At 68.8% G+C, this 25,317-nt stretch carries 23 protein-coding genes; 13 read left to right on the top strand and 10 right to left on the bottom strand.

Going from position 1 to position 25,317, the window contains the following annotated elements:
- Positions 1-343, top strand: a 343-nt coding sequence (locus tag OPU66_RS06525; protein WP_498552804.1) for a topoisomerase C-terminal repeat-containing protein, incomplete at its 5' end; no start/stop codon positions are given.
- 42 nt (positions 344-385) lie between these two features.
- On the opposite strand, the gene OPU66_RS06520 is transcribed toward OPU66_RS06525, so the two are convergent.
- From OPU66_RS06520 to OPU66_RS06500, 5 genes are read right to left on the bottom strand one after another with little or no spacing between them, the layout of a single operon-like run.
- Positions 386-1,141: a HesA/MoeB/ThiF family protein gene (locus OPU66_RS06520; protein WP_498552803.1), complete on the bottom strand. Its 756-nt coding sequence runs from the start codon at positions 1,139-1,141 to the stop codon at positions 386-388.
- On the bottom strand, positions 1,138-1,632 hold the full coding sequence (gene dut / locus OPU66_RS06515; protein ID WP_498552802.1) for a dUTP diphosphatase: 495 nt from the start codon (positions 1,630-1,632) through the stop codon (positions 1,138-1,140). The genes OPU66_RS06520 and dut overlap by 4 nt, the downstream gene beginning before the upstream one ends.
- Positions 1,629-2,870, bottom strand: coding sequence for a bifunctional phosphopantothenoylcysteine decarboxylase/phosphopantothenate--cysteine ligase CoaBC (coaBC, locus tag OPU66_RS06510; protein ID WP_498552801.1), 1,242 nt, complete (start codon positions 2,868-2,870; stop codon positions 1,629-1,631). Before coaBC ends, dut begins: the two co-directional genes overlap by 4 nt.
- A 4-nt stretch (positions 2,871-2,874) precedes the next feature.
- Entirely contained in the window at positions 2,875-4,407 is a 1,533-nt protein-coding gene (gene ubiB / locus OPU66_RS06505) for a 2-polyprenylphenol 6-hydroxylase (protein ID WP_498552800.1), read from the bottom strand.
- A 2-nt stretch (positions 4,408-4,409) separates the two neighbouring features.
- Entirely contained in the window at positions 4,410-5,141 is a 732-nt protein-coding gene (locus tag OPU66_RS06500; RefSeq protein ID WP_498552799.1) for a class I SAM-dependent methyltransferase, read from the bottom strand.
- 119 nt (positions 5,142-5,260) lie between these two features.
- Here OPU66_RS06500 and mutM point away from each other — a divergent pair, with 119 nt between their 5' ends.
- The 3 genes from mutM (at position 5,261) to OPU66_RS06485 (ending at position 10,598) form a co-directional block, all read left to right on the top strand.
- Complete coding sequence (gene mutM, locus OPU66_RS06495; RefSeq protein WP_498552806.1) at positions 5,261-6,073, top strand: bifunctional DNA-formamidopyrimidine glycosylase/DNA-(apurinic or apyrimidinic site) lyase; 813 nt, start codon at positions 5,261-5,263, stop codon at positions 6,071-6,073.
- A gap of 165 nt (positions 6,074-6,238) precedes the next feature.
- Positions 6,239-7,831 (top strand): beta-helix domain-containing protein, encoded by a 1,593-nt coding sequence (locus OPU66_RS06490; protein WP_498552798.1) that lies wholly within the window; start codon positions 6,239-6,241, stop codon positions 7,829-7,831.
- A 73-nt stretch (positions 7,832-7,904) separates the two neighbouring features.
- The gene (locus tag OPU66_RS06485; RefSeq protein WP_498552797.1) at positions 7,905-10,598 is read left to right on the top strand and encodes a TonB-dependent receptor domain-containing protein; all 2,694 of its coding nucleotides are present in this window, start codon (positions 7,905-7,907) and stop codon (positions 10,596-10,598) included.
- Positions 10,599-10,690: 92 nt separating this feature from the next.
- Here OPU66_RS06485 and parE read toward each other — a convergent pair whose 3' ends face one another.
- The 3 genes from parE to OPU66_RS06470 form a co-directional block, all read right to left on the bottom strand.
- Positions 10,691-12,667 (bottom strand): DNA topoisomerase IV subunit B, encoded by a 1,977-nt coding sequence (gene parE, locus OPU66_RS06480; protein WP_498552796.1) that lies wholly within the window; start codon positions 12,665-12,667, stop codon positions 10,691-10,693.
- Positions 12,668-12,759: 92 nt separating this feature from the next.
- Positions 12,760-13,092 carry a hypothetical protein gene (locus tag OPU66_RS06475; RefSeq protein WP_498552795.1) on the bottom strand — a complete coding sequence of 111 codons (333 nt, stop codon included), beginning with the start codon at positions 13,090-13,092 and terminating at the stop codon, positions 12,760-12,762.
- A 97-nt stretch (positions 13,093-13,189) separates the two neighbouring features.
- Positions 13,190-13,909 carry a GcrA family cell cycle regulator gene (locus tag OPU66_RS06470; protein WP_498552794.1) on the bottom strand — a complete coding sequence of 240 codons (720 nt, stop codon included), beginning with the start codon at positions 13,907-13,909 and terminating at the stop codon, positions 13,190-13,192.
- 95 nt (positions 13,910-14,004) lie between these two features.
- Here OPU66_RS06470 and OPU66_RS06465 point away from each other — a divergent pair, with 95 nt between their 5' ends.
- From OPU66_RS06465 to OPU66_RS06435, 7 genes are all read left to right on the top strand, one after another.
- Positions 14,005-14,832, top strand: a complete 828-nt coding sequence (locus OPU66_RS06465; protein ID WP_498552793.1) for an ABC transporter permease — start codon at positions 14,005-14,007, stop codon at positions 14,830-14,832.
- Entirely contained in the window at positions 14,829-15,533 is a 705-nt protein-coding gene (locus tag OPU66_RS06460; RefSeq protein ID WP_498552792.1) for a dienelactone hydrolase family protein, read from the top strand. The genes OPU66_RS06465 and OPU66_RS06460 overlap by 4 nt, the downstream gene beginning before the upstream one ends.
- Before the next feature lie 82 nt (positions 15,534-15,615).
- Positions 15,616-15,972, top strand: a complete 357-nt coding sequence (locus tag OPU66_RS06455; protein WP_498552791.1) for a hypothetical protein — start codon at positions 15,616-15,618, stop codon at positions 15,970-15,972.
- Positions 15,973-16,176: 204 nt separating this feature from the next.
- Entirely contained in the window at positions 16,177-17,367 is a 1,191-nt protein-coding gene (locus OPU66_RS06450) for an aspartate aminotransferase family protein (protein ID WP_498552790.1), read from the top strand.
- A 53-nt stretch (positions 17,368-17,420) separates the two neighbouring features.
- Positions 17,421-18,362: an ornithine carbamoyltransferase gene (gene argF, locus OPU66_RS06445; protein ID WP_498552789.1), complete on the top strand. Its 942-nt coding sequence runs from the start codon at positions 17,421-17,423 to the stop codon at positions 18,360-18,362.
- Positions 18,359-19,270 (top strand): Hsp33 family molecular chaperone HslO, encoded by a 912-nt coding sequence (hslO, locus tag OPU66_RS06440; protein WP_498552788.1) that lies wholly within the window; start codon positions 18,359-18,361, stop codon positions 19,268-19,270. Before argF ends, hslO begins: the two co-directional genes overlap by 4 nt.
- 54 nt (positions 19,271-19,324) lie before the next feature.
- Entirely contained in the window at positions 19,325-19,768 is a 444-nt protein-coding gene (locus tag OPU66_RS06435; protein ID WP_498552787.1) for a DUF3617 domain-containing protein, read from the top strand.
- A gap of 305 nt (positions 19,769-20,073) precedes the next feature.
- Here the strand turns inward: OPU66_RS06435 and OPU66_RS06430 are convergent, their stop codons facing one another.
- On the bottom strand, positions 20,074-22,194 hold the full coding sequence (locus tag OPU66_RS06430; protein ID WP_498552786.1) for a TonB-dependent receptor: 2,121 nt from the start codon (positions 22,192-22,194) through the stop codon (positions 20,074-20,076).
- A 313-nt stretch (positions 22,195-22,507) separates the two neighbouring features.
- On the opposite strand from OPU66_RS06430, the gene OPU66_RS06425 reads away from it, so the two are divergent.
- Positions 22,508-23,923 carry a coniferyl aldehyde dehydrogenase gene (locus OPU66_RS06425; RefSeq protein WP_498552785.1) on the top strand — a complete coding sequence of 472 codons (1,416 nt, stop codon included), beginning with the start codon at positions 22,508-22,510 and terminating at the stop codon, positions 23,921-23,923.
- A gap of 219 nt (positions 23,924-24,142) precedes the next feature.
- Here the strand turns inward: OPU66_RS06425 and OPU66_RS06420 are convergent, their stop codons facing one another.
- Positions 24,143-24,721, bottom strand: a complete 579-nt coding sequence (locus OPU66_RS06420) for a helix-turn-helix domain-containing protein (RefSeq protein WP_498552784.1) — start codon at positions 24,719-24,721, stop codon at positions 24,143-24,145.
- Between the two features lie 92 nt (positions 24,722-24,813).
- On the opposite strand from OPU66_RS06420, the gene OPU66_RS06415 reads away from it, so the two are divergent.
- Positions 24,814-25,263 carry a DUF6456 domain-containing protein gene (locus OPU66_RS06415; RefSeq protein WP_498552783.1) on the top strand — a complete coding sequence of 150 codons (450 nt, stop codon included), beginning with the start codon at positions 24,814-24,816 and terminating at the stop codon, positions 25,261-25,263.
- The last annotated feature ends 54 nt before the right edge of the window (positions 25,264-25,317 follow it).

Raw genomic sequence — 25,317 nt, 5'->3', positions numbered from 1 at the left:
GCCCGCGCGAGGGGCGCCGCGCGCGCCGCTGCGCGTGCTGGGCGCGCACCCCGACAGCGCCGCCGAGGTGCGGGTGATGGAGGGGCGCTACGGCCCCTATGTCACCGATGGCGAGACCAATGCGACCCTGCCCAAGGCAAGCGCGCCCGATGCGATCACGCTCGATGAAGCCGTCGCGCTGCTGAAGGCGCGGGCCGAGGCGGCCCCGGCGCGCAAGGGCGGCGCGAAAAAGGCGGCGGCGAAGAAGCCGGCTGCCAAAAAAGCGCCGGCCAAAAAGGCCGCTGCGAAAAAGGCCCCGGCGAAGGCGGGTGCCGCCAAAAGCGCGGCGAAGAAGGCAGACTGAGCGGGGAAGCGGGCGACCGGAAACGGGGCGGCACCGGCCCCGTCAGCCCGTGCAGCCGCGGCAGGCGGGGTCCTTGACGATGCGGATCGTGCGCAGCACCGGGGTGAGTGCATCGAACACATGCACGCGCCCCGCCGGGTCCGGCCCGAAGCCGACCAGCGCGCGTACCGCCTCCATCGCCGCCCAGGCTCCGGCCAGCCCCGCCGCCGCGCCCAGCACGCCCTGATCGGCGCAGGTGTCGCAATCCTCGGCATCGAATGCGTCGCCGACAAAGCAGCGGTAACAGGGCTGATCGGGCTCATGGCCGCGAAAGGTGGCGATCTGGCCCTGAAACTGACCCAGCGCCGCCGACACCAAGGGCGTGCGCTGCCGCACCGCCTGATCCGAAACGATCAGCCGGGTGGCGAAATTGTCCGACCCGTCGAGGATCAGATCGACCCCGCCGAGCAGATCGGCGGCCGTATCGGCGCTGATCCGGGCGACCAGCGGCTCGGCACTGACATGCGGGTTGAGCCGTGCGACCGCGCGCGCCGCCGCCTCGGCCTTGGGGGCACCCAGATCGGTATCGCCGAACAGGATCTGACGCTGCAGGTTGGACAGGCTGACGCGGTCGTCATCGATCAGGCGCAGATGGCCGATCCCGGCGGCGGCCAGATACTGGATCGCCGGGCAGCCAATGCCACCCGCGCCGACAATGGCGATGCGCGCGGCGCGCAGCCGGTTCTGCCCCGCGCCGCCGATTTCCTTCAGAACAATGTGCCGGGCATAACGGTCAAGCTCGGCATCGCTCAGGCTCACGCGCTGCTCCCGCCGGCAAGCGTGCCGGTGCCGGTGGAGCCGAAGCCGCCCGCGCCGCGCATGCTGTCGTCAAGCGCCGCGACCTCGGTGAAATGCGCCCGCTGCACGGCGGCGGGGACCAGCTGGGCGATACGGTCGCCGCGCGCGATGCGGAACGGGGCGTCGCCCAGATTGGCGAGGATCACCTTCACCTCGCCGCGATAATCGCTGTCGATGGTGCCCGGGGTGTTGAGGCAGGTGACGCCATGCTTGAGCGCGAGGCCGGAGCGCGGGCGCACCTGCACCTCGAACCCGGCCGGAATCTGGATCGCCAGCCCGGTCGCCACCGCATGGCGGGCACCGGGGGCCAGCTCGACATCCTCGGCCGACACCACGTCCATGCCCGCCGCGCCATCGGTTGCGTAAGCGGGCAGGGGCAGGCCCTCGCCATGCGGCAACCGCTTGAGCGCGATGGCAAGGCTGGGGCGCGTCTGCGGGGTCGCCTCGGTCATGTCCGGTCCTTTTTGGGCTGATCCGCCCCGGCCAGCGCGGCGGCGATCCGGTCGGCAAGCCGGGCGGCGACATCGGCCTTGGCCATGGCCGGCCAATGCTCGGTCCCGTCGCCGGTGATCAGGTGGATGCTGTTGGTTTCGCCGCCCATCACATCGCCCGACACGTCATTGGCGACGATCCAGTCACAGCCCTTGCGCGCGCGCTTGGCGGTGGCGTGATCGACGACATTGTCGGTTTCTGCGGCAAAGCCGATGAGCAGCGACGGGCGCGCATCTGACTGCGCAAGGCCTTGCAAAATATCGGGATTTTCGTGAAGCGTCAGGCTGGGCGCAACGCCGGGCTGCTTCTTGATCTTGATCGCTGCGGCATCGGCCCGCCAGTCGGCGACCGCCGCCACCAGCACCGCAGCATCGGCGGGCAGGGACGCGGCGACCGCATCCGCCATCTGCCGCGCGGTTTCGACATCGATCCGCGTCACGCCCGGCGGCGTCGCCAGCGTCACCGGCCCGCTGACCAGCGTGACCCGCGCACCCCGCGCGGCGAGGGCTGCGGCCAGCGCAAAGCCCTGTTTGCCCGATGAGCGGTTGGCGATGTAGCGCACCGGATCGATCGGTTCATGCGTCGGCCCGGCGGTGACCAGAATATGCCGGCCTGCGAGCGGTCCGTTGCCCGGCATCTGCCCGTTGCCCGGCATTTGCCCGTGAAGCACGGCGCGCACCCGCTCCATGATCGCCGCCGGTTCGGGCAGGCGGCCGGGGCCGAACTCGCCACAGGCCATCGGCCCTTCGGCGGGATCGACGATCATGATGCCATCGGCGCGCAGCTGCGCGACGTTGCGCCGGGTGGCGGCATGGCCCCACATGCGCACATTCATCGCCGGCACCGCCAGCACCGGCTTGTCGGTCGCCAGCAGCAGCGTGGTCGCCAGATCATCGGCGATCCCCGCGGCCATGCGGGCGAGCAGATCGGCGGTGGCGGGCGCGACGACGACCAGATCGGCCTGACGGCTGAGCTGGATATGGCCCATTTCCGCCTCGTCCTTCAGATCCCACAGGCTGGTATGGACGCTCTGTTCGGACAAAGCGGCAAGCGTCATCGGGGTGACGAACTGCGCCCCGCCATCGGTCAGCACGCAGCGCACCGACATGCCATCTGCGCGCATCAGCCGGATCAGCTCGCACGCCTTATAGGCGGCGATGCCGCCGCCCACGATCAGCAGGATGCGCGCGCCCGCCACCGGGTCAGCCCAGCAGGTGCATCAGGCCGGCCCCCAGGCCCGCCCCGGCAAGCGCCGTCGCCAGCGTGCGCCAGCCGCGCCCGATGCCGACCACCGGAATGTCGGGCAAGGGCGGCGGCAGCGGCGCGGCGCCGGGGCGCGGCAGCTGCTTGTCGAGCCGGCGGATCAGATCGGGCACCAGCGCCAGCGTGCGCTTCGCCTCGATCAGCCGGTCCGCCGCCCAGGCTTCGGGGCCGAGTTCGGTGCGCAGCCATTCGCCGACGAACGGCGCGGCAGTTTCCCACATGTTGATGTCGGGATCGAGCGCGGTCGCCACGCCTTCGACCATCACCATCGTCTTTTGCAGCAGCAGCAGATGCGGCTGGGTCGGCATGTCGAAATCGCGGGTGATGCCGAACAGCCCGTCGAGCATGTTGCCGATCGAGATCGCCTTGACCGGCAGCCCCCGGATCGGTTCGCCCACCGCGCGCAGCGCGGTCGCGAACTCGGCCATATTATGGTGCGGCGGCACATAACCGGCCTCGAAATGGATTTCGGCCACGCGCTCGTAATTGCCGGTGATCAGGCCGTAGAGAATCTCCGCCAGCCAGCGCCGGGCGCGCCGGTCGATCCGGCCCATGATGCCGAAATCGATGGCGACAATGTCCCCGTCCGGGCGCACGAACAGATTGCCCTGATGCATGTCGGCATGGAAGAAACCTTCCGAAATCGCCTGACGCAGAAAGGCGCGCACCAGCCGCCCGGCCAGCACCTTGGGATCATGGCCCGCCGCGATCAGCGCGTCGCGCCGCGACAGCTTGATCCCGTCAATCCATTCGAGCGTCATCACCCGCTTGGCGGTGCGCTGCCAGTCGATCTCGGGAATGCGATAGCCAGGCTCGGCCTGCATCGCCTGCGCCAGTTCGGAGGCCGAGGCCGCCTCGCGGCGCAAATCCAGCTCGCGCATCGTCCATTGCCGGAACTGCGCGATCACCTGACGCGGGCGCAGCCGCCTCAGCTCGCCGCCCAGCGCCTCGGCCTGCGCGGCCGCCCATTCATAGGTTTCGAGCGCGCGGGTGAAATCCTCTTCCACGCCGGGGCGCAGCACCTTGACCGCGACCTGCCGGCCATCGGTGGTGACGGCGCGGTGAACCTGCGCGATCGATGCCGCACCCACCGGGCTTTCCTCGATCGAGGCGAACACCTCGCTGATCGGGCGTCCGAACGAGCGTTCGATCGACTCGCGAATCTCCGCGAACGGCGCGGGCGGCAGATCGTCCTGCAGGCGCAGCAGATCCTCGGCCGCCTCCACCCCGACCAGATCGGGGCGGGTGGCCAGCGCTTGACCCAGCTTGATTGCCGCCGGGCCGAGCGACTGGAAGGCGGTGGCATAGGCCGGCTGCACGGGCACGCGCGCGCCGAACCGGGCGATGCGCACCAGCCGGCGCACCTGCGGCGGGGTCAGCGGATCGCGCTCGATCCCGGTCAGCGCGCCGTGGCGGGCGAGCGTCCGGCCCCAGCGCAGCAGCCTGACGAGATGCGTTGCGGTGGAGGCCAAGCTCAGATCTTCCAGCCGCTGTGGATCGCCACCAGACCGCCCATGATCGGTTCGACCCGCGTCTGCACGAAACCGGCATCGGCGATCATCCGCTCGAACGTCGGCATGTCGGGGAAACGGCGGATCGATTCGATCAGATAGCGATAGCTCGCCTCGTCGCCGGCCAGCGCCTTGCCCAGCCGTGGCACCAGATGGTGCGAATAGGCGTCATAGACATCGGCAAAGCCCGGCCAGGTGGTGGTCGAGAATTCGAGGCAGAAAAACCGCCCGCCGCGCTTGAGCACCCGGTGCGCCTCCGCGAGTGCGGCGGGAATGTCGGTCACGTTGCGGATGCCGAACGCGATCGTATAGGCGCTGAAGAAGCGGTCGGGGAAAGTCAGCGCCTCGGCATTGGCCTCGCTCCACACCAGCCCGTCAATGCCGCGCTTGGCCGCGCGCTGCATGCCGATGTCGAGCATGTCGGGATTGATGTCGGCCACCGTCACCCGCGCGCCGTGGCGGGCGAGGCGGAAGGCGATGTCGCCGGTGCCGCCGGCCATGTCGAGAATATCCTCGCCGGCGCGCGGTTTGACCCGCCGGACGAACCGGTCTTTCCACAGCCGGTGCATGCCGCCCGACATCGCATCGTTCATGATGTCATAGCGGCGCGCGACGCTGGAAAAGACCTCGCCGACACGGGCGGTCTTTTCCTCTGGCGATACTTCGGCATAGCCGAAAGAGACGGTCTCGGTCATCGCCCGTCCCCCTAGCCGAGCGCGGAGGGCGAGGCAAACCCGACGTGGCCCCGAGGCCCCCCGAAATGTCGTGACGCCGGGGCCTTGAGGCGCGCGTGCGCACCGCTTATGCCGGGGCCGTGCCCGAGCTTCCCGAAGTCGAGACCACGGTGCGCGGCCTGGCCGAGGTGCTGGACGGCCAGATCCTCGCCACTGTCGCGCCGCAGCGCCCCGACATGCGCTTTCCGTTCCCGGCCGATCTGCGCCAGCGGACCACCGGGGCGCGGATCGTGCGCCTGCACCGCCGGGCCAAATATGGCCTGATCGACACCGATCGGGGCGATAGCATCATCTTCCACCTCGGCATGTCGGGGCGGTGGCGGGTCGATGCCGATGCGCTGCTGCCGCACGATCATCTGCTGGTCGAAACCGGCGGCGGGCGGCGGCTGGCGCTTTATGATCCGCGCCGGTTCGGCTTTGTCGATCTGGTGCCGACGGTGCAGCTTGCGGCCTATCCGGCCTTTGCCAAAATGGGGCCGGAGCCGCTCGGCCCCGATTTCACGCCGCGCGCGCTTGCCGCCGCGCTTGCCGGGCGGCGTGCCCCGGTCAAGGCGCTGCTGCTCGACCAGCGGGTGGTGGCGGGGCTGGGCAATATCTATGTCTGCGAGGCGCTGCACATGGCCGGGATCGCCCCCGGCCGGCCGGGCGGCGATGTGCCGCGCGCGCGCATCGACCGGCTGGTCCCGGCGATCCGCGAGGTGCTGGACGCGGCGATCGCGGCGGGCGGATCGAGCCTGCGCGACTATGCGCGGCCCGACGGGCAGCTCGGCTATTTTGCCAAGGACTGGCGCGTCTATGGCCGCGAGGGCGCGGCCTGTGGTTGCGGGACTGTCATAATCCGCCGGGTGGATTCGGGGCGCTCGACCTTTTTCTGTCCCCGCTGCCAGCGCTGACCCGCCGGCAGGCCGCCCGAACCGGCCCATTGTCACGAAACTGACGCGCAGACGTCACGCTTCCGCAACCCGGCTGACACGCAAGCATCACAGCCCCTGCCTAACCGGAGGGCCGACCGGGCGCGGAGTCGCGCGCCGGCTGATGGACACTGACAGGGGAACTTCATGTCGCGCACTCGCCTGCTCCTTCTCGGGGCTGCCGCCCTTCCGCTCGCCGCCTGCGGAGCCAGCGATCCGGCATCCCCCGGGCAGGGCGGTGGCGGCGTTGTCGTCGTTCCCGCGCCGTCCCCGGCGCCGGCCCCGGCTCCCGGCGTCGGTCCCAACACCGCCGAAGCCGCGTTCGCGACGACGACGGTCAGCGGTGTGACGGTGACGGTGGCCGAACAGATCGCGGTCGTGAATGCCGGCACCAACAATGTGCTGACCGGCACCAATCCGCTGAACGGTGTCGCCCCGACCGGCTCCGCGCTCAATGTCGGCGCGTTCGATGCCTCGACGGTCAATCCGTTCTTCACCCGCACCAGCTATATCGGCGCGGTCAATCCGGCCGGCGACACCTGGTTCCAGGGCTGGACCTGCAATTCCTCGACGCTCAACCTCGGGCCGGGCAATGCCAGCTGCGCGACCGGCCTGTCGCGCAGCGCCGCCGCGCCTGCCGCCAGCGCCTGCCCGGCGGGCACCACCGACGCCGGCACCGCCAACAATTACCGGCTCTGCCGCCTGCCGGCGACCGTCTCGGGAACGCTCAGCCTGCCGCGCGTCGACGGCGTCGCCTATCAGATCAACGGCCGTGTCGATGTCGGCCAGGATCGCGGCATCCTCGGCACCGGTGGCGCGGCGGCGACGCTGACCATCGCGGCGGGGGCGATCATCGTCGCCAACCCGATCGATCCGGCCCCCGACTTCCTGGTCGTCAACCGCGGGTCGCAGATCAATGCGGTCGGCACCGCGACCCAGCCGATCATCTTCACCTCGCAGCAGAACCTCAACCCGGCCAATAACGGCGATTCGAGCCAGGGCCAGTGGGGCGGCATCGTGATCGCCGGGCGCGCGCCGATCGCCAATTGCTCGTCGGGCACCAACAATGCCGACGGCACCAGCACGACCTGCGAGAACATCGTCGAAGGCACGGTGACCGCGCTTTACGGCGGCAATGCGCCGGCCGACAGCAGCGGCACGATGCGCTATGTCCAGATCCGCTATTCGGGGCTGGAACTGACGCCGGGCAACGAGCTGCAGGGGCTGACCACCGCCGGCGCAGGGTCGGGCACCGACATCAGCTATATCCAGGTGCACAACAGCTCGGACGACGGGGTCGAGGTGTTCGGCGGCCGCAACAATTTTCGCTACATGGTCGTGACCGGGGCCGATGACGACGGCTTCGACGTCGACACCGGCTGGCGCGGCCTCGTCCAGTTCCTGATCGTCGCGCAGAAGCTGACCGGGGCGACCACCGACTCCTTCGCCACCGAAATCGATTCGAACGGCAATGAAGACGCGCTGCCGCGCACCTATGGGCAATATGCCAACTTCACCTTCATCCAGACGGCCAATGCGCCGGCGGCGATCCGCCTGCGCGGCGGTGCGGATTTCGGCTTCTACAACGGCATCGTGAAGTCGGTCGCGGCCTGCGCCAACATCGTGGCGGGCACCGAGGCCAATGGCGGCAAGTCCACCATCCGGGCGGCCAATGCCGGCCTTCAGGAACTGGGCGCGCCGGTCTTCCGGTCGGTGTTCTTCGCCTGCAACGGCAACTGACCCGATCCCGGACGCATGCAGGGGGAGGCCGGAAGCAGGATCAGCCCGCTTCCGGCCGCGCAGCAAGGATAGAATGATGATCAGGCCGCTTACTTTCGCCACGCTGCTGCTCGCATCGAGCCAGCTTTTTGCGCCCGCCGTGCTGGCGCAGACCGCGCCGCCCGCCGCGCCGCAGCCGACGCCGCCCGCCCAGCCCGAAGCGGCCGAGGAGCAGGTCGATGTCTCGGCCCCCGGTGCCGGCGAGCTGGACGGCGAGGACATCATCGTTCGCGGCCGTTATATCCCCAACGTCATCCGCGCGACCCCGCAGGTCGTCTCGGTGCTGTCCTCGGCCGATATCGCCCGGACCGGCGAAGGCGACATTGCCGGCGCGCTGACCCGCGTCACCGGCCTCAGCGTCGTCGGCAATGGTTTCGTGTTCGTCCGCGGTCTCGGCGACCGTTATTCCTCCTCGCTGCTCAACGGCTCGCCGCTGCCGTCGCCCGAACCGCTGCGCCGCACGGTGCCGCTCGACATCTTCCCGACCTCGATCGTCGCCAGCGCGCTCGTCCAGAAAAGCTATTCGGCCAATTACCCGGCCGAGTTTGGCGGCGGGGTCATCAACCTGACGACGCGCGCCGTGCCGGAGGAGAGCTTCATCTCCATGTCCGGCTCGGTCGGCGTCGATTCGGTCACCACCGGCCGCCGGGGCCTTGGCTATTATGGCAGCCGCAACGACTGGCTGGGGTTTGATTCGGGCGAGCGCGCGGTTCCCGGCGTGATCCAGCGCGAAGGGCTGACGCGCGGCGTGTTCTTTTCGAACGAAATCACCGGCTTTTCGGGCGCGCGCACCCGGCTGCTCCAGCGCTTCGACACCCCGGCCAATTTCAATCTTGAGTTCAGCGGCGGCCACCGGATGGAAGTGGGCGACGATGCCGATCTCGGCCTTGTCGCCTCGGCCCAGTTCAACAATGGCTGGCGCAACCGCGACGCCATCCAGCAGGACACGACCGATCCCACCGGCGCGCTGCGCAACGATTTCCAGACCCAGTTGACCGACAATCGCGCGGTCACCAACCTGCTGCTGGGCGCGGGTCTGGAGTTTGGCGGCCACAAGATCCGACTGACCAACCTCTACATCAACGACACGCTGAAACAGGCACGGCTGTCGGGTGCCACCGTCTATCTGAACAGCAGCGGCGACCCGATCCTGCAGCAGAACACCAACCTGTTCCGCCGCCAGCTGATCGACAGCCAGGCGGTGGGCGAGCTGCGCTTCGGCGACCTGTCGGTCGATCTGCGCGGTACCTATGCCAACACCAAGCGGCTGGCACCTTATGAGACGTTCTTCAGCTATCGCCGCAACCGCGTCACCGGCCAGTTCCAGAACGATCTGAACGGCCTGCAGGAATCCGCGACCGTCGCGTTCAGCCGGCTGAACGAGGATCTGTGGAGCGGCGCGATCGATGCCAGCCTGAAGCTGCCGACCGAACGGCCGGTGACGATTTCGGCCGGCTATTATTACAGCGACACGCAGCGCGACTCGCTGCGCCTCGACTTCCGCTTCCGCAGCTTTCTGGGCGGCGGCATCAACCCGCAATTCGCGACGCTGCGCCCCGATCTGCTGCTGTCGCCGGCGAGCATCCTCAACGCCTGCGCCAATCCGACGGCGGTGGCGGCCGAGGCCGGCTGCGTCCGCCTGTTCAACACCTCGGCCTCGCAGGGGGCGGCGTTTTACGATGCCGCGCTGCGCATCAATGCCGGCTATGTGCAGGCCGAGGGCGAGCTGGCCGACGGGCTGCGCGTGACCACCGGCCTGCGCTATGAGGATGCGACGCAGCGCGTGGGCACCAACAGCGCAACCTTTGCCGGCACGCAGCTGAACAATGGCTATTGGCTGCCGGCGACGACGCTGACCTGGAACTTTGCCGAGGACATGCAGCTGCGGCTCAATGCGTCCAAGACCATCGCCCGCCCGCAGTTCCGCGAACTCGCCCCGCAGATCTACCGCGATTTCGAGTTTGACCGCTTCTTCTTCGGCAATCCGCGGCTGACCGATTCGGAACTCTACAACTTTGAAGGCCGGTTCGAATTCTACCCGGCCAAGGACGACCGCATCGCGATCGCCGCCTTCCACAAGACGATCAAGCGGCCGATCGAACAGGTCGCCTTCTTCCCCAGCGAAGACGCGACGCTCACCACCGGCTTTTCCTATGCGCCGCGCGCGGTGCTCTACGGGGCTGAGGCCGAGGTGCAGAAATATGTTCCGCTCGACGGGCTGGGCGGCGATTTCTTCGCGTCGCGCCGGCTGCTCATCGTCGCCAACTATACCTACACCCAGTCCAAGCTGCGCGTCGACGACACGCTGGTGCCGAGCGCGATCCAGAACTCGTCGGGTGCCGCCGCGCTGGTGCCGGCCAGCCTGATCTTCCGCAACGGCGCGCCGCTGACCGGCCAGTCTGACCATCTGGTCAATCTGCAACTGGGCATCGAGAGCACCGACAAGGTCAGCCAGATGACCCTGCTGTTCAATTATGCCAGCGACCGCGTGACCAATCGCGGCCCGAACCTGCTGCCCGACATCACCGAGCGGCCGGGCATCCGGCTCGACTTCGTCGCGCGCGAGGAGTTTGAGCTGTTCGGCGGCAAATGGCAGCTGAAGGTCGAGGCGCGCAACCTGACCGGCACGCCCTATCGCGAGTTCCAGCAGTTTGCCGACCGGCGGGTGCTGATCAACCGCTGGAATCAGGGCCGCATCATCTCGCTGGGGCTGAGCACCACCTACTGACCGGCCCGGCCTGTCGATGATATGGGAAAAGGGGGCTTTGGCCCCCTTTTTTCATGGGCGGGGAGGGGCGCGCGGGCCGGGCGCGGCGCGCCTCAGGCGTCGATCGCCTCTTCGTCCAGCCGCGCGGCATTTTCCTGGATGAACTGGAACCGGTGTTCGGGGTTGCGGCCCATCAGCCGGTCGACCAGATCGCGCACGCCCGCGCGCTCCTCATAATCCTGGGGCAGGGTGACACGGATCAGCGTGCGCGTGCGCGGGTCCATCGTCGTTTCGCGCAGCTGCTGCGGGTTCATTTCGCCCAGCCCCTTGAAGCGCGACACCTCGACCTTGCGGCCCTTGAACGCCGTGCGTTCGATCTCGGCACGGTGCTGGTCGTCGCGCGCATACAGGCTCTTGCCGCCCGCGCTCAGCCGGTAGAGCGGCGGCTGGGCCAGATAGACATGGCCGCGCCGGACGATGTCGGGCATTTCCTGAAAGAAGAAGGTCATCAGCAGCGTCGCGATATGCGCGCCGTCGACATCGGCGTCGGTCATGATGATCACGCGTTCATAGCGCAGCGCATCGGGCTGGCACTTGTCGCGCGTGCCGCAGCCAAGCGCCTGAATCAGGTCGGCAATCTCGCTGTTGGCGCGGATCTTGTCGGCGGTGGCGGAGGCGACGTTCAGGATCTTGCCGCGAATGGGCAGGATCGCCTGCGTCTTGCGGTCGCGCGCCTGCTTGGCCGATCCGCCGGCGCTGTCGCCCTCGACGATGAACAGCTCGGTCCCCGCCGGGTCGGAGGCGGCGCAGTCGGTCAGCTTGCCGGGCAGCCGCAGCTTGCGCGCGCCGGTCGCGGTCTTGCGCTTGACCTCGCGCTCCGCCTTGCGGCGCAGCCGTTCGTCCATCCGGTCGAGCACGAAGCCGAGCAGCGCCTTGCCGCGTTCCATGCGGTCGGCAAGGAAATGGTCGAAATGGTCGCGGATCGCGGCTTCGACCAGCCTTGCGGCTTCGGGGCTGGTCAGCCGGTCCTTGGTCTGGCTCTGGAACTGGGGATCGCGGATGAACACCGACAGCATCAGCTCGGCCCCCGCCATCACATCGTCGGCGGTGATGTCCTTGGCCTTTTTCAGGCCCGTCAGCTCGCCAAAGCCGCGCACCCCCTTGGTCAGCGCGGCGCGCAGCCCCTGTTCATGCGTGCCGCCATCGGGCGTCGGGATGGTGTTGCAATACCAGCTCGTCCCGCCCTCGCTCCACAGCGGCCAGGCGACCGCCCATTCCACCCGGCCCTGACCGTCGGGAAACTCCTGCGCGCCGGAGAAAAACTCGGTCGTCGCGCATTCGCGGGTGCCGATCTGTTCGCGCAGATGATCGGCAAGGCCGCCGGGAAACTGGAACACCGCCTCGGCCGGGGTGTCGTCGCCGATCAGCTCGGGCGCGCAGCGCCAGCGGATCTCGACCCCGGCGAACAGATAGGCCTTCGACCGCGCCAGCCGGTAGAGCCGGGCGGGCTTGAAGCGCATCTCGTCGCCGAAAATCTCGGTATCGGGGGTGAAGGCGACGCTGGTCCCGCGCCGGTTGGGCGCCGCGCCGACCTCCTCCAGCGGGCCGAGCGTCTGGCCGCGCGCGAAACGCTGGCGATAGAGCGTCTTGTTGCGCGCCACCTCGACCACCGTGTCCGACGACAGCGCGTTGACGACGCTGACCCCGACGCCGTGCAGCCCGCCCGAGGTCTGATAGGCCTTGCCGGCGAACTTGCCCCCGGAATGCAGCGTCGACAGGATCACCTCCAGCGCCGATTTGCCCGGATATTTTGGGTGGGGATCGATCGGGATGCCGCGGCCATTGTCGGTGATGGTCAGCCGGTTGCCCGGCTCCAGCACCAGCTCGATCCGCGTCGCATGGCCGGCGACCGCCTCGTCCATCGCATTGTCGAGCACTTCGGCCGCCAGATGGTGCATCGCGCGTTCGTCGGTGCCGCCGACATACATGCCCGGCCGCCGCCGCACCGGCTCCAGCCCCTCCAGCACCTCGATCGCCGAGGCGTCATAATCTTGAGCGGCGGGGGTGGCGGCGGCGAACAGATCGGACATGGGATGATGCTATAAGCCCGCAGCCCCGCCGGTGAAAGCCGCTGCGCGTCGTGAGCAGGCGCGCATGTTCCGCGCCAGCAGGGGCAGGGCGTTCAGCGCCGCTGCGCCGGATCGCCGCACGCCCAGAGCGGTGCATGGGTGATGAGCGCGCCATGGCGAAGCGCGGCGGTGGTCAGCGCCGCCCGGTCGCCGGTCACGACCAGCGCGCCCGGAATCCGCGCCGGGCCGACCAGCCTGCCGCCCGTCTGCGCAACCCAGGACAGAGCATGGCCCGACCCGTCGGGCAGCAGCGGGACGACCAGAAACGGCCCCTCGGCGCGCGGCATGACGAGCAGCAGCGCACTCGCCGCGACCAGTCCCGCCTGCACGGCGAGCATCCCCGGCCATCGCCGGCGCGCGGGCATGTGCTGGGCTGGCTGTTGCATCGGCACCGTCTCTTTCCGGCCGCGCATGCAGCCGGACTCATTCTAGAGCGGCTGCGTGCCGGTCAGGCGAAACGATGCGTCTTTCGTGCCGGAACGGTCAGCGGACGCGCGGCCCGCCAAAGGGCAAAGGCGGCGGCGGACGCCGGTCGCGGCGCGGCAGCTGCGCCTGATAGGCCTGGCCGCAATGATCGACGCAATAGGGAAAGCCGGGATTGACCGGCCGGCCGCAGAAATGAAAGTCCGGCTCGCCCGGATGGCCGATCGGCCATTTGCAGATCCGGTCATTCAGGTCGAGCAGGCTGGTCTTGCCGGCGATTTCGGGGCTGGGGCGCGCGGGCACCAGCCGGCGCGGCGGCGCGGGCGGGATGGGCGCGGCGGGTTCGCCGGGCGCCTGACGCAGAAAGCCGCCCGGGCCGATCGAACGGATGATGGGCGCGGGCGCGGCGGGCGCGTCGCCGGATTCTTCGTCATTCGCCTCGTCGCCGTCAGCGCTGACCGGTTCGGGCTGGGCGGGCGCGGGGGCAGGGGCGGGGGGCGGCGGCGTTTCGCGGCGCGACGGCGCGGCGGCAACGGGGGCCGGATCGGGCGCGCGTTCGCGCACCGGCGCCTTGGCGGCAGGCGCGCGATCCTTTTCCTTGTCGGTGCCCTTGTCCTTGTCGCGCACGGGCGACGGGCGCGACTGGAGGCCAAGGCGATGCGCCTTGCCGATCACCGCATTGCGGCTGACGCCGCCCAGTTCCTCGGCGATCTGGCTCGCGGTCATGCCCTTTTCCCACATCGACTTCAGCTGTTCGATGCGTTCGTCAGTCCAGGCCATCTTTATCCCTTGCGCCCAAAAACCACTGTCCTGCGGCCCATGCCTTGCGGTCATCGCCTTGCGGATCACGCCATGAGCCGATAGGCGAGCACGCGATGGCTGACCAGTCCCAATCCGGAATTCGCCTCGCACCCGGCGTTGCGTCGATCAGGCGCGTCAACTGGCCGGGGCTCCGCGCCCTCTATGTGAAGGAGGTGCGCCGTTTCTTCAAGGTGCAGTTGCAGACCATCTGGGCACCGGCGATCACCACCTTGCTCTATCTGGTGATCTTCACGGTCGCGCTGGGCGGCAGCGGGCGCATGGTGCTCGGCCACAGCTTTGCCGATTTCGTCGCCCCCGGGCTGATCGTCATGGGCATGATCCAGAACGCCTTTGCCAACTCCAGCTTCTCGCTGCTGGTCGGCAAGATTCAGGGCACGATCGTCGATTATCTGATGCCGCCGCTGTCCAATGGCGAACTGCTCGCCGCGATGGTCGGCGCATCGGTGACGCGCGCGGTGCTGGTCGGGCTGACCGTGTGGCTGGCGATGCAGTTCTGGCCGGGCGTGCATGTGATGCCGCGCCACATCTGGGCAGTGCTGTGGTTCGGACTGTTCGGTTCGATGTTCCTCGCCTTTCTGGGGGTGATGACGTCGATCTGGGCGGAAAAGTTCGATCATGCCGCCGCCGTCACCAACTTTGTCGTCGCACCTTTGTCGCTGCTGTCGGGCACCTTCTATTCGGTCGAGGCGCTGTCGCCGCTGTTCCGCACGATCAGCCATGCCAACCCGTTCTTCTATGTGATTTCGGGCTTTCGCTACGGCTTTCTGGGCGATGCCGATTCGCCGGTGATGCTGGGTGCGGTCATTCTGCTCGTCATCAATCTCCTGATGGGGGCGGCCTGTTACGCGCTGCTCCGTTCGGGCTGGAAGCTCAGGGCGTGATCGAAACCGCCGATTATGCCGCTGGCGGGCTGATCTGCCAGGCGGCGGTCGCCCGGCCCGAGGGGCCGGGACCGTTTCCGGCGGTGATGATCGCGCCCACCATCCGCGGCCCGAGCGCGCTTGAGCGGCAGGTGGCGGAGCGGCTGGCCGGGCTTGGCTATATGGCCGTGCTGATCGACGTCTATGGTAAGGAGCAGCGCGATCTGGCCCCGGACGCGGCGCGCGCGCAGATGGATGCGCTGCTCGCCGACCGGGCGTTGCTGCGCGCCCGGCTGCTCGCCGCGCTGGCGTTCGTGCAGGGGCTGGACGGGATCGATGCGGCGCGGATCGCGGTCATTGGCTATTGCTTTGGCGGGCTGTGCGCGCTCGATATCGCCCGCACCGGCACCGATGCGATCCGGGGGGCGGTGTCGCTGCACGGCGTGTTCGCGCCGCCGGGGCTGGGCACCCAGCCGCCGATTTCGGCCCGGCTGCTCGTCCTCCATGGCTGGGACGATCCGCTGGCGACGCCCGACGATGTGCTGCGGCTCACCCGCGAACTGACCGATGCCGGCGCGGACTGGCAGCTTCATGCCTATGGCCATGTCGGCCATGCCTTTACCAACCCGGCCGCCTCCGGCCCCGGCCTTGCCTATGACGCGGCGGCCGACCGGCGGTCCTTTACCGCGCTGACCGGGTTTCTGGCCGAGATCTTCGCTTAACCGCGGATAACGGCCGCGTTCAGCCTCCGCCCAGCCCCGCCGCGCTAAACCGGCCGGGCATTGGGAATAGGGAGACCGAACGATGACCAAGTTTCTGTTCACCGGGGCGCTCGCTCTGGCCGCCGTTACCGCCGCCATGCCGGCGAGCGCCCAGCCCGTCGGCGACTGGGGCGGGCGCGGGCCGGGGCGCGGGGCCGGGATCGAGCGTCAGCTCGACCGGATCGCATTCCGCATCGAACGCGGCGAACGCAATGGCGCGCTGACCCGCGGCGAATCCCGGCGGCTGCGCGGTCAGCTGAACGACATCGCCCAGCTTGAACGCCGTTACAGCTTCAACGGCCTTGACCGCCGCGAATGGCAGGATCTCAACCGCCGCATCTCGGTGCTCGAAAACCGCGTCTGGCGGCAGAAGCGCGACGACGACGTCCGCCGCTGGTGACGGATCGCCGATGCTGACGGGTGCCCGCGCCCCGGCCCCATGGCCGGGGCGCGGTGCCCTGTTTCCCTGTGGCATGTCCCGGTCGGGTGCCCCCGGTTTGTTGACCGGCCTGCGCCCTGTGCCTATATCGGCGGCAAGGCGACCGGGTGGTCGCCTTTTTGCGTTACGACCGGGCATCCGGTCCGATCAGTGGAGACTGTCACGATGGCCATCACCCCGCTCATGCCCGTCTATCCGCGCTGCGGCGTGCGACCGGTGCGCGGCGAGGGGTGCTATCTGATCGGCGAGCAGGGCGAACGCTATCTGGATTTCGCCAGCGGCATCGCCGTCAACCTGCTCGGCCATGGCCATCCGCATCTGGTCAAGACGATTCAGGATCAGGTCGCGACGCTGATGCATGTGTCGAACCTGTATGGCAGCCCGCAGGGCGAGGCGCTGGCCCAGCGGCTGATCGACAACAGCTTTGCCGATACGGTGTTCTTCACCAACTCGGGCGCTGAGGCGCTCGAATGCGCGATCAAGACCGCGCGGCGTTTCCACCATGTCGGCGGCAATCCGGAACGCACGACGCTCATCACCTTTTCCAACGCCTTTCACGGCCGGACGATGGCAACGATCAGCGCCACCGATCAGGAAAAGCTGCGCTCGGGCTTCGAGCCGCTGCTCGGCGGGTTCAAGGTCGTGCCGTTCAACGATCTGGAGGCGGCGGCCGCGGCGGTCGATGCCACCACCGCCGGCTTCCTTGTCGAACCGGTGCAGGGCGAAGGCGGCATCCGTCCGGCCACGCCCGAGTTTCTGGAAGGGCTGCGGCGCATCTGCGACGAACATGGCCTGCTGCTCGTGCTGGACGAGGTGCAGTGCGGCGTGGCGCGCACCGGCAGCCTTTATGCCTATGAACAATATGGCGTGACCCCCGATATTCTGGCGACCGCCAAGGGCATTGGCGGCGGCTTCCCGGTCGGCGCGTGCCTGGCGACCGAACATGCCGCGCGCGGCATGGTGGCCGGCACCCATGGTTCGACTTATGGCGGCAACCCGCTGGCGATGGCGGCGTGTCAGGCGGTGCTCGACGTGATCCTGGAGCCTGAGTTCATGGCCCATGTCCGCCGGATGGGCGACCGGCTGCGTCAGGCGCTTGAACAGCTGATCCCCAATCACGACGAGCTGTTCGACAGCGTGCGCGGCATGGGCCTGATGCTGGGCCTGAAGCTCAAGTCGGACAGCCGGGCATTCGTCGCCCATCTGCGCGACCATCACGGCCTGTTGACGGTGGCGGCGGGCGACAATGTCGTGCGCGTGCTGCCGCCGCTCGTCATCGACGACAGCCATGTCGCCGAGTTCATCGACCGCCTGTCCGCCGGCGCGCGCAGCTATGCGCCCGCTCAGGCGGCCTGACACCTGACCGGTCGGGCCGGCCGGCAAGCGGCGGCCCGGCCAGGGAGATGCTGATGACCCGCCATTTTCTCGATCTGGGCGCGGTCGGCGCCGATGCGGTGGCCGCGATGCTTGCCGAGGCGCATGACCGGAAGCGCGCGCGCGCCGGCTGGCCGCGCGGGCGCGTGGACGCCGACCGGCCGCTCGACGGCCATGTGCTGGCGATGATCTTCGAGAAAAGCTCGACCCGCACCCGCGTGTCGTTCGACATGGCGATCCGCCAGCTCGGCGGCAGCGCGATCATCCTCGATTCCGGCACCACCCAGCTTGGCCGGGGCGAGACCGTGGCCGACACCGCGCGGGTGCTCGGCCGCTATGTCGATGCGATCATGATCCGCACCGATGATCCCGCCAAGCTGGACGAGCTGGCGCGCCATGCCGGGGTGCCGGTGATCAACGGCCTGACCGACCGGACGCACCCGTGCCAGATCCTTGCCGACATGCAGACCGTCACCGAACGCGGGCTGGCGCTGCCGGGCAGCAAATGGGCGTGGCTGGGCGATGGCAATAATGTGCTGCATTCGATCATCGAGGCGGCCGGGCTGTTCGGTTTCTCGGTCGCCTGTGGCTGCCCCGATGGCTATGATCCCGATCCGGCCATCGTGGCCGAGGCCAATGCCCGGCTGGCGGGCACCAATGCCCGCGTCACCATCGAGCGCGATCCGGCGCGCGCGGCGGCGGGGGCCGATGTCGTCGTCACCGACACCTGGGTGTCGATGGGTCAGGCCGACAGCGCGGCCAAGATCCGCGCGATGACGCCCTATCAGGTCAATCCGCTGCTGATGGCGTCGGCGCGGCCGGGGGCGACCTTCCTCCACTGCCTGCCCGCCCATCGCGGCGAGGAGGCGACCGACGATATTCTCGACGGGCCGCAATCGGCGATCTGGGACGAGGCGGAAAACCGCCTCCACGCCCAGAAGGCGGTGCTGATGTGGTGTTTCGGGCTGATCGGATGACCGACACCCCCGAACCCGACCGGACGCTCGCCTTTGCGATCATGGGGCGTCATGCGCGCGGCCGCTTCGTGCGGCTCGGGCCGACGCTCGATGCGGTGCTTGCCGCCCATGCCTATCCGCCGGCGATCGAAAAGCTGCTGGCCGAGGCGCTGGCGCTGACCGCGCTGCTCGGCTCGACGCTCAAGGACGAGGCCGGGCAGATGACGCTTCAGGCGCAGGCGCAGGGCGGCGTCGTCGACCTGCTGGTGTGCGACTATCGCGGCGGCGAGCTGCGCGGCTATGTGCGCTTTGACGCGGATCGCCATGCCCAGATGCCTGCCGATCCGTCGCTGTTCGCGCTGTTCGGCACCGGCTATCTGGCGATCACCTTCGATCAGGCGGTGACCGGCGAGCGTTATCAGGGCATCGTCCCGCTGGAGGGCGGCTCACTGGCCGAGGCGGCGGAGAGCTATTTCGCCCAGTCCGAACAGATCCCCAGCCTCGTGCGCATCGCCCATCGCCACCGCGACGGCGGCGGCTGCGTCGTCGGCGGGATGCTGCTCCAGCATCTGCCCGATGGCGAGGACGGGCGCGACCGGCTGCACACCCGGCTCGACCATCCCGAATGGGAACATGTCCGCGTGCTGGGCGAAACCATTCGGTTCGAAGAGCTGACCGATGCGGCGCTGCCGCTCGAAACGCTGGCCTGGCGGCTGTTCCATGAGGAAGACGATGTCCGCGTGCTCGGGGGGGCTGCAATCCGCAAGGGCTGCCGCTGCAACACCGCCCATATCATCGACGTGCTGGCGCGGTTTCCGGAGGGCGAGCGCGCCGACATGGCCGATGAGCAGGGGGTGATCCGCGTCGATTGCGCATTCTGCTCGATCGTCCACCCGATCCCGCTGGCGGAGATCGCCGGACGGTCATGAACAAAAGGGTAATATCGGGTCGTTAGGGCCGTATCCGCGCAGGAGGGCAGGGCGATGGCGGCAGGACGGGCAGTGGCGGTGATGCTGGCGGCAACGGCCATGTTCGGGCCGGCGCTGGCCGGTGCCATGCCCCCGGCGCGCGATGCGGTGCTGCCGCGGCTGACGGTGCTTGGCCGGATTCAACCCGGCCTGTGGGCGCTGCGCGACCGCGAGCCCGGCGGGCGCACCCGGCAGCAGTGCATCGCCGATCCCGACATGCTGGTGCAGCTGGCGCATCCCGGCCCGCGTTGCCAGAGCTTTGTCATCGATGATCAGCAGGCTGCCGGCACCGTGCATTACAGCTGCCCCGGGGCCGGGCATGGCCGGACGACGATCCGGCTGGAAACCCCCGCCCTGATCCAGATCGACAGCCAGGGCGTGACGGCAGGGGCGCCGTTCAACATGGCGGTCGAGGGCCGCAGGCTGGGCGAATGTCCGGCGGCGCGGCGCAGGCGCTGACCGGAACGCCCCCGTCATCTGCAACATGCCGGATGAATGGCGGGCAGGGGATGGCGACCTTTCCGCCGGGCCGGGCCGGACGGCGTTCCGGGCCGGTATCGAAATGATCCGCTTCGGATGATCCCCAGCCCGTCGTTAAGCTGGCGTTTACGATGTTTGGGTTACCAGAACAGCGTGTCGCGTAGGCACGCTTTCCTCCCTAAAAGGCCGTGAGGCCAACTGGGCCGCCTCTGTCGAGGCGGCCCGTTTTATTTGCAGGCTTTACTGGCAGCGGACGCCCCGGCACGGGCCGGGGCGTCGCCGGATCAGAACGAGGTCTTGATCGACACCCGGATGTCGCGGCCGGCGAGCGGTGCGAAATCCTTGAGGAAGCTGGCATGGCGGCGGGCGACGACATCGAAGATGTTGTTCGCCTGCAGCATCAGTTCGGGCTTTTTCGGCCCGGTGCCCCAGGGGCGCCATGCGATCTGCGCGTTGACGAGGGTGAAGCCCGCCGTCTCGGTTTCGAAATCGGTGATGCGATCCTGACGGAAGCTGCGTTCGATCTCGGCGCGGGCGGTCAGCCGGTCCGAGGTGGCGCTGACCCCGCCGAGCAGGCGCAGCGGCGGGATGCGCGGCACCGGCCCGACGCCGGGCAGGGTGGCGCGAACATAATCGGCCACGCCGTCGACCGCGATGTCCGCCCCGGCCACGCGGCCCAGCGTCGCGCCGATCTGCGCCTCGATCCCGTAGAAGCGCGCGCGCTGCTGGCGGAATTCGAAGATCGGCAGGCCTTCGTCGGGATCGACGCCGCCGGTCGCATCTTCATAGATGAAGTTGCTGAACCGGTTGTAATAGGCCGACAGTTCAAAGTTCAGCCCCTTGTCGCCGCCGCGCAGCACCGCTTCGAGGCCGAGATTGCGTTCGGTGTCGAAGGTCGGATCGCCGATCTCGAACGCCTGAGTGCCCTTGTGCGGGCCGTTCGAGAACAGCTCTTCGGCCGAAGGCGCGCGCTCGGTGCGCGACAGGTTGACGCCCAGCCGCCAGCCGGGGGTGAACTCATAGGACGCCCCGACCGACCCCGACAGCGCGGTGAAGCGGCGGGTGACGTCGAACTCGGGCGATTCGACGCTGGTGCGCTCGATGCGGCCGCCAAACTCGATCTTCCACTGGCCGCTGGTCAGCTCCTGCAGCGTGAACAGGCCAAACTGCTCGGTGCGGTTTTCGCGCAGGAACGCTTCCTCGCCGACGGCATCGAAATCGCGGATGAAGAACTGGCCGCCGACCGCGCCCTTCCAGCCGCCGCGCTGCTGCTGGACCAGCTCGACCCGGCCTTCCATCGCCTCGCTGGTGAAGGTCGTGCCGATATCGCCTTCCGGCTCGATCTCGTCATGCGTGTAATCGGCATAGCCGAACCGGCCGCGCAGCAGCTCGAACAGCCCGCCGCCCAGATTGAGCTCGCCGCGCACGTCGAGCCGCGTCTGGCGGATGTCGAGCGTGGGCGCTTCGCCCTCGCCGGTGGTCAGGTCGAAGCGCGCGGGGATGCCATAGACGCTGTCATAACGGCTGACCGCAAAGCCCAGCGAGCCGCCCGAGCCGATATAGGCCGCGCCGCCGGCCAGATCCCAGGTGCGCGCCTGGGTGTTGTCGATCCGGCCGCTGAGATCGGCCAGCTCGCGCACTTCGGGGTTGCTGCTCGCCAGCGCCTGCGTCCGCGCGCTGCGCGACAGCACCGGGCCGCCCACGCGCAGATCGTCGCCGTCCAGATAGCTGCCGTCGAAATGCACGACGATGTTGTTGCTGACCGGCACGTCGACCGACGCCGCGCCGAAAATCTGGTCCGCCGCCGAGCTGTAGCCGGCCAGCGTGTCGACATGCAGCTGCTCATCGGGCAGGCCGCGCGGCACGCGGCGATCCAGCACGTTGACGACGCCGCCGATCGCCGACGACCCGAATTGCAGCGCCGCCGGGCCGCGCAGCACCTCGATGCGCTCGGCCAGGAACGGGTTGATCGCCACCGCATGGTCGACCGAGGTGTTCGACACGTCGAAGCTGCCGATCCCGTCGGTCAGCACGCGGATGCGCTCGCCCTGAAAACCGCGCAGCACCGGGCGCGAGGCGTTGGGACCGAATGCGGTCGAGCTGACGCCCGGCAGCCGGGCCAGGGTTTCACCGATGGTCGGGCGCACTTCGCGCGCCAGCTCGGCCCCCGCCAGCACCGACACGCCGAACGGGATCGCCGCCCGGTCGCGCGCATAGGGCGCGGTGATAATGATGGTGGGCGCGCTTTCGACATGAAAATCGTCGGTCTGGCGCTGGGCCGGGGCGGGGCTGGCCCCCGATTGGCCGGCAGTCGACTGGTTGCCAGTCGATTGATTGGCGGTCGATTGAGCGGCGGCGGCGACCGGCATCAGCGCGACGCCGGCAAGCAGTGCGAAACGGATCATGTCATCCCCAATGTTTTGATGATTCGTCGCGCCGTTACGCCGAAATGTAATGTTATATCAAGCGGCCTTCGACGAGCGGCGTTCGCACAGGGGCGAGCGTGTGGCGTTGCGCCCCCCGTCGCGCCCCCCGTCGCCTCCTTGCGCTCGCGTCCCTGCCGGGGCGAAGCCGCGCCCGTTCCAAACGCTTGCCCGCGCGGCGATTTTCCTTCACCTTTGCGTCAACGGAAAGATGCGCGACCGGTCCTGCGGCCGGATCGCGCGCGGGCATGCCGCCGGCGGTTCACCCCCGGGGCCTTCAGTGGAGTGGATGGACATGGACCTGAATGCGATGCTCCAGGCGCAGCGCGCCGCGCACGAGGCCGCGCGGCCCGAAGGGCTGGAGGTGCGCCGCGACCGGCTGACCCGCGCGATCCGCATGATGGTGGACAATGCCGAGGCGTTCTGCACCGCGCTGTCGGACGATTTCGGCCATCGCAGCCGCGAACAGTCGATGGTGACGGACATCATCGCCTCGATCCGCGCGCTCAAACATGCCCGCCGCCATCTCGCGCGCTGGGCGCGGCCCGAACGGCGGCGGCTCGATTTTCCGCTCGGCCTGCTCGGCGCGCGGGCGACGGTCGAATATCTGCCCAAGGGGGTGATCGGCGTGATCGCGCCGTGGAACTTCCCGGTGCAGCTGACGATGGGGCCGCTGGCTGGCATCTTTGCGGCGGGCAACCGCGCGATGGTCAAATCCTCCGAGTTCACGCCGCGCGTGGCGGCGCTGTTCGAAGAGGTCGCGCCCCGCTATTTCGACGCCAGCGAGCTCGCCTTTGTCAGCGGCGGGGCGGATATCGGCCAGGCCTTTTCCGCGCTGCCGTTCGATCATCTGATTTTCACCGGCGCGACGCCGATCGGCCGCCACATCCTTCATGCCGCCGCCGACAATCTGACGCCGGTGACGCTGGAGTTGGGCGGCAAATCGCCGACGATCATCGGCCGCTCCGCCGATCTGGCGCAGGCGACCGGGCGGATCGCGCTCGGCAAGATGCTCAATGCCGGGCAGATCTGCCTTGCGCCCGATTATCTGCTGGTGCCCGAAGACAAGGAAGAGGCGGTGATCGCCGGGCTGACCGAGGCGGTGTCGGCCATGTATCCGCGCCTGCTCGACAATCCCGACTATACGGCGGTGGTCAATGCCCGCCATCATGGCCGGCTCAACGCCTATCTCGACGATGCGCGGGCCAAGGGCGGCGAGGTGATCGCCGTCAACCCGGCCGGTGAGGATTTCGCGGCTTCCAACGGCACCAAGATGCCGCTCTACATCGTCCGCAATCCCAGCGACGACATGCAGGTGATGAAGGACGAGATTTTCGGGCCGGTGCTGCCGGTCAAGCGCTATGCGCGGGTCGATGATGCCATCGATTATGTGAACAGCCGCGACCGGCCGCTCGGGCTTTATTATTTCGGCACCGACGCCGCCGAGGAACGCCGCGTGCTCGATCGCACCATCTCGGGCGGGGTCACGCTCAACGATGTGATTTTCCATGTGTCGATGGAGGATCTGCCGTTCGGCGGCATCGGCCCGTCGGGCATGGGGGCCTATCACGGGCTGGACGGGTTCCGCACGTTCAGCCACGCCCGCTCGGTCTATCGCCAGCCGAAGATCGACATCGCCAAGCTGGCCGGGTTCAAGCCGCCTTACGGCGCGGCGACCGCCAAATCCATCGCCCGCGAACTCAAGGTCTGATCGGGGGCTGGAGGTTTTCGTTTAGAACGAACGGCACCGGGCGTTGTTTGTTGGGAAGAACGGCACCGGCCCGCACCCCCACCCGGCCTCCCATATGATACTGCCGTTGGGAGGCCGGGTGGGGGTGCGGGCCGGTGCCGGCCGTGCGGCGTGAGCCGCACCACAAACAACTCCGCCCCCGCGGCGTGAGCCGCACTAAGAACACATTAAAACACGCCCTCAGAGCGCGCGCACCAGCCGCACGGCGCGCGCGAGCCAGGGCGGATCGGCGAAAATCTGCTGCCGGCCGCCGGCACCCAGCGGCAGCAGCTGGATGCGGCCTTCGCCCTCCGGCCCGGCGTCGCGGCCGATCAGTCGGCCAAAGGCGAAGCGCCCGGCCGGGCGGGGCACCAGCACGTCGCGGTTGAGCGCCTGGCCGAACTGCGCCGGGTCCAGCCGCTCGCACCAGATTTCGTCGCCGGTGCGATAATCGCCGATCGATCCCTCCGCGATCACCGCGATCAGCGCCGGGGCGGGCTGGGGCGGCAGCACCACTGCCGGCTGGCGCGGCGCGCGTGCGCCATCGGGGCCAAGCAGGGCTGCAACCGGCAGGTCGGGGCGCTCGGGCAGGCGAACCAGATCGGCCGCCTCCACGCCCAGCGCACCAGCGATGCGGTTCAGCCAGGCGACCGAGACGGTGCGCGTGCCGGTTTCCAGCCGGCCGATGGTCTGGGCGGTGGTCGGCGGCACACAGGCGCGCGCGACATCTTCCAGCGTCAGCCCCTTGGCCCGGCGCACCTCGCGTATGGCGGTGATCATGGGATCGATCCTTGAACCGTTGCGGTTATTTTTCTGTCCTACACCGTGCCTGACGTGCGAGGCAAGTGGCGAATCACAACAAGGAGCGGGCGATGGTGCGGGAGTTGCGGGAACAGCGTCTGGCCGGGGCGGGCAATCGCAGCGTCACGGTCAATATCGGGGAATCGGCGCTGTCATGGCTCGCCGCGCGCGGGCGCATCTCGCCGCGTCAGGCGCTGGCCGGGGACACGCTGCGCCGCGACTGGGAACGCGCCGGCCTGTCGCCGCGCGTCACTATGCGCTGGGACGATCCGCGCGGGCGGCGCGGGGCGGGCACCATCGGCGCACCCGATCCGACGACCTCGCAGATCGACGCCAAGCGCCGTTTCGACGCTGCCATCGGCCATGTCGGGCCGGGGCTGTCGGATATTTTGTGGCGGGTGGTGTGCGCCGATGAAGGGCTGGCGCTCGCCGAACGGGCGCTCGGCTGGCCGGCACGGGCGGGCAAGCTGGTGCTCGGCCTCGCGCTCGACCGGCTGGCGGATTTTTACCGCATCGGTTGAGGTGCGCGGGGCCGGGAGTTGTTTGTTTGGTCGCGGCACCAGCTTCTTTTTCGC

This window comes from Sphingomonas sp. URJC2 (assembly GCF_059803575.1).
This window is presented reverse-complemented; position numbering and strand designations above follow the sequence as displayed.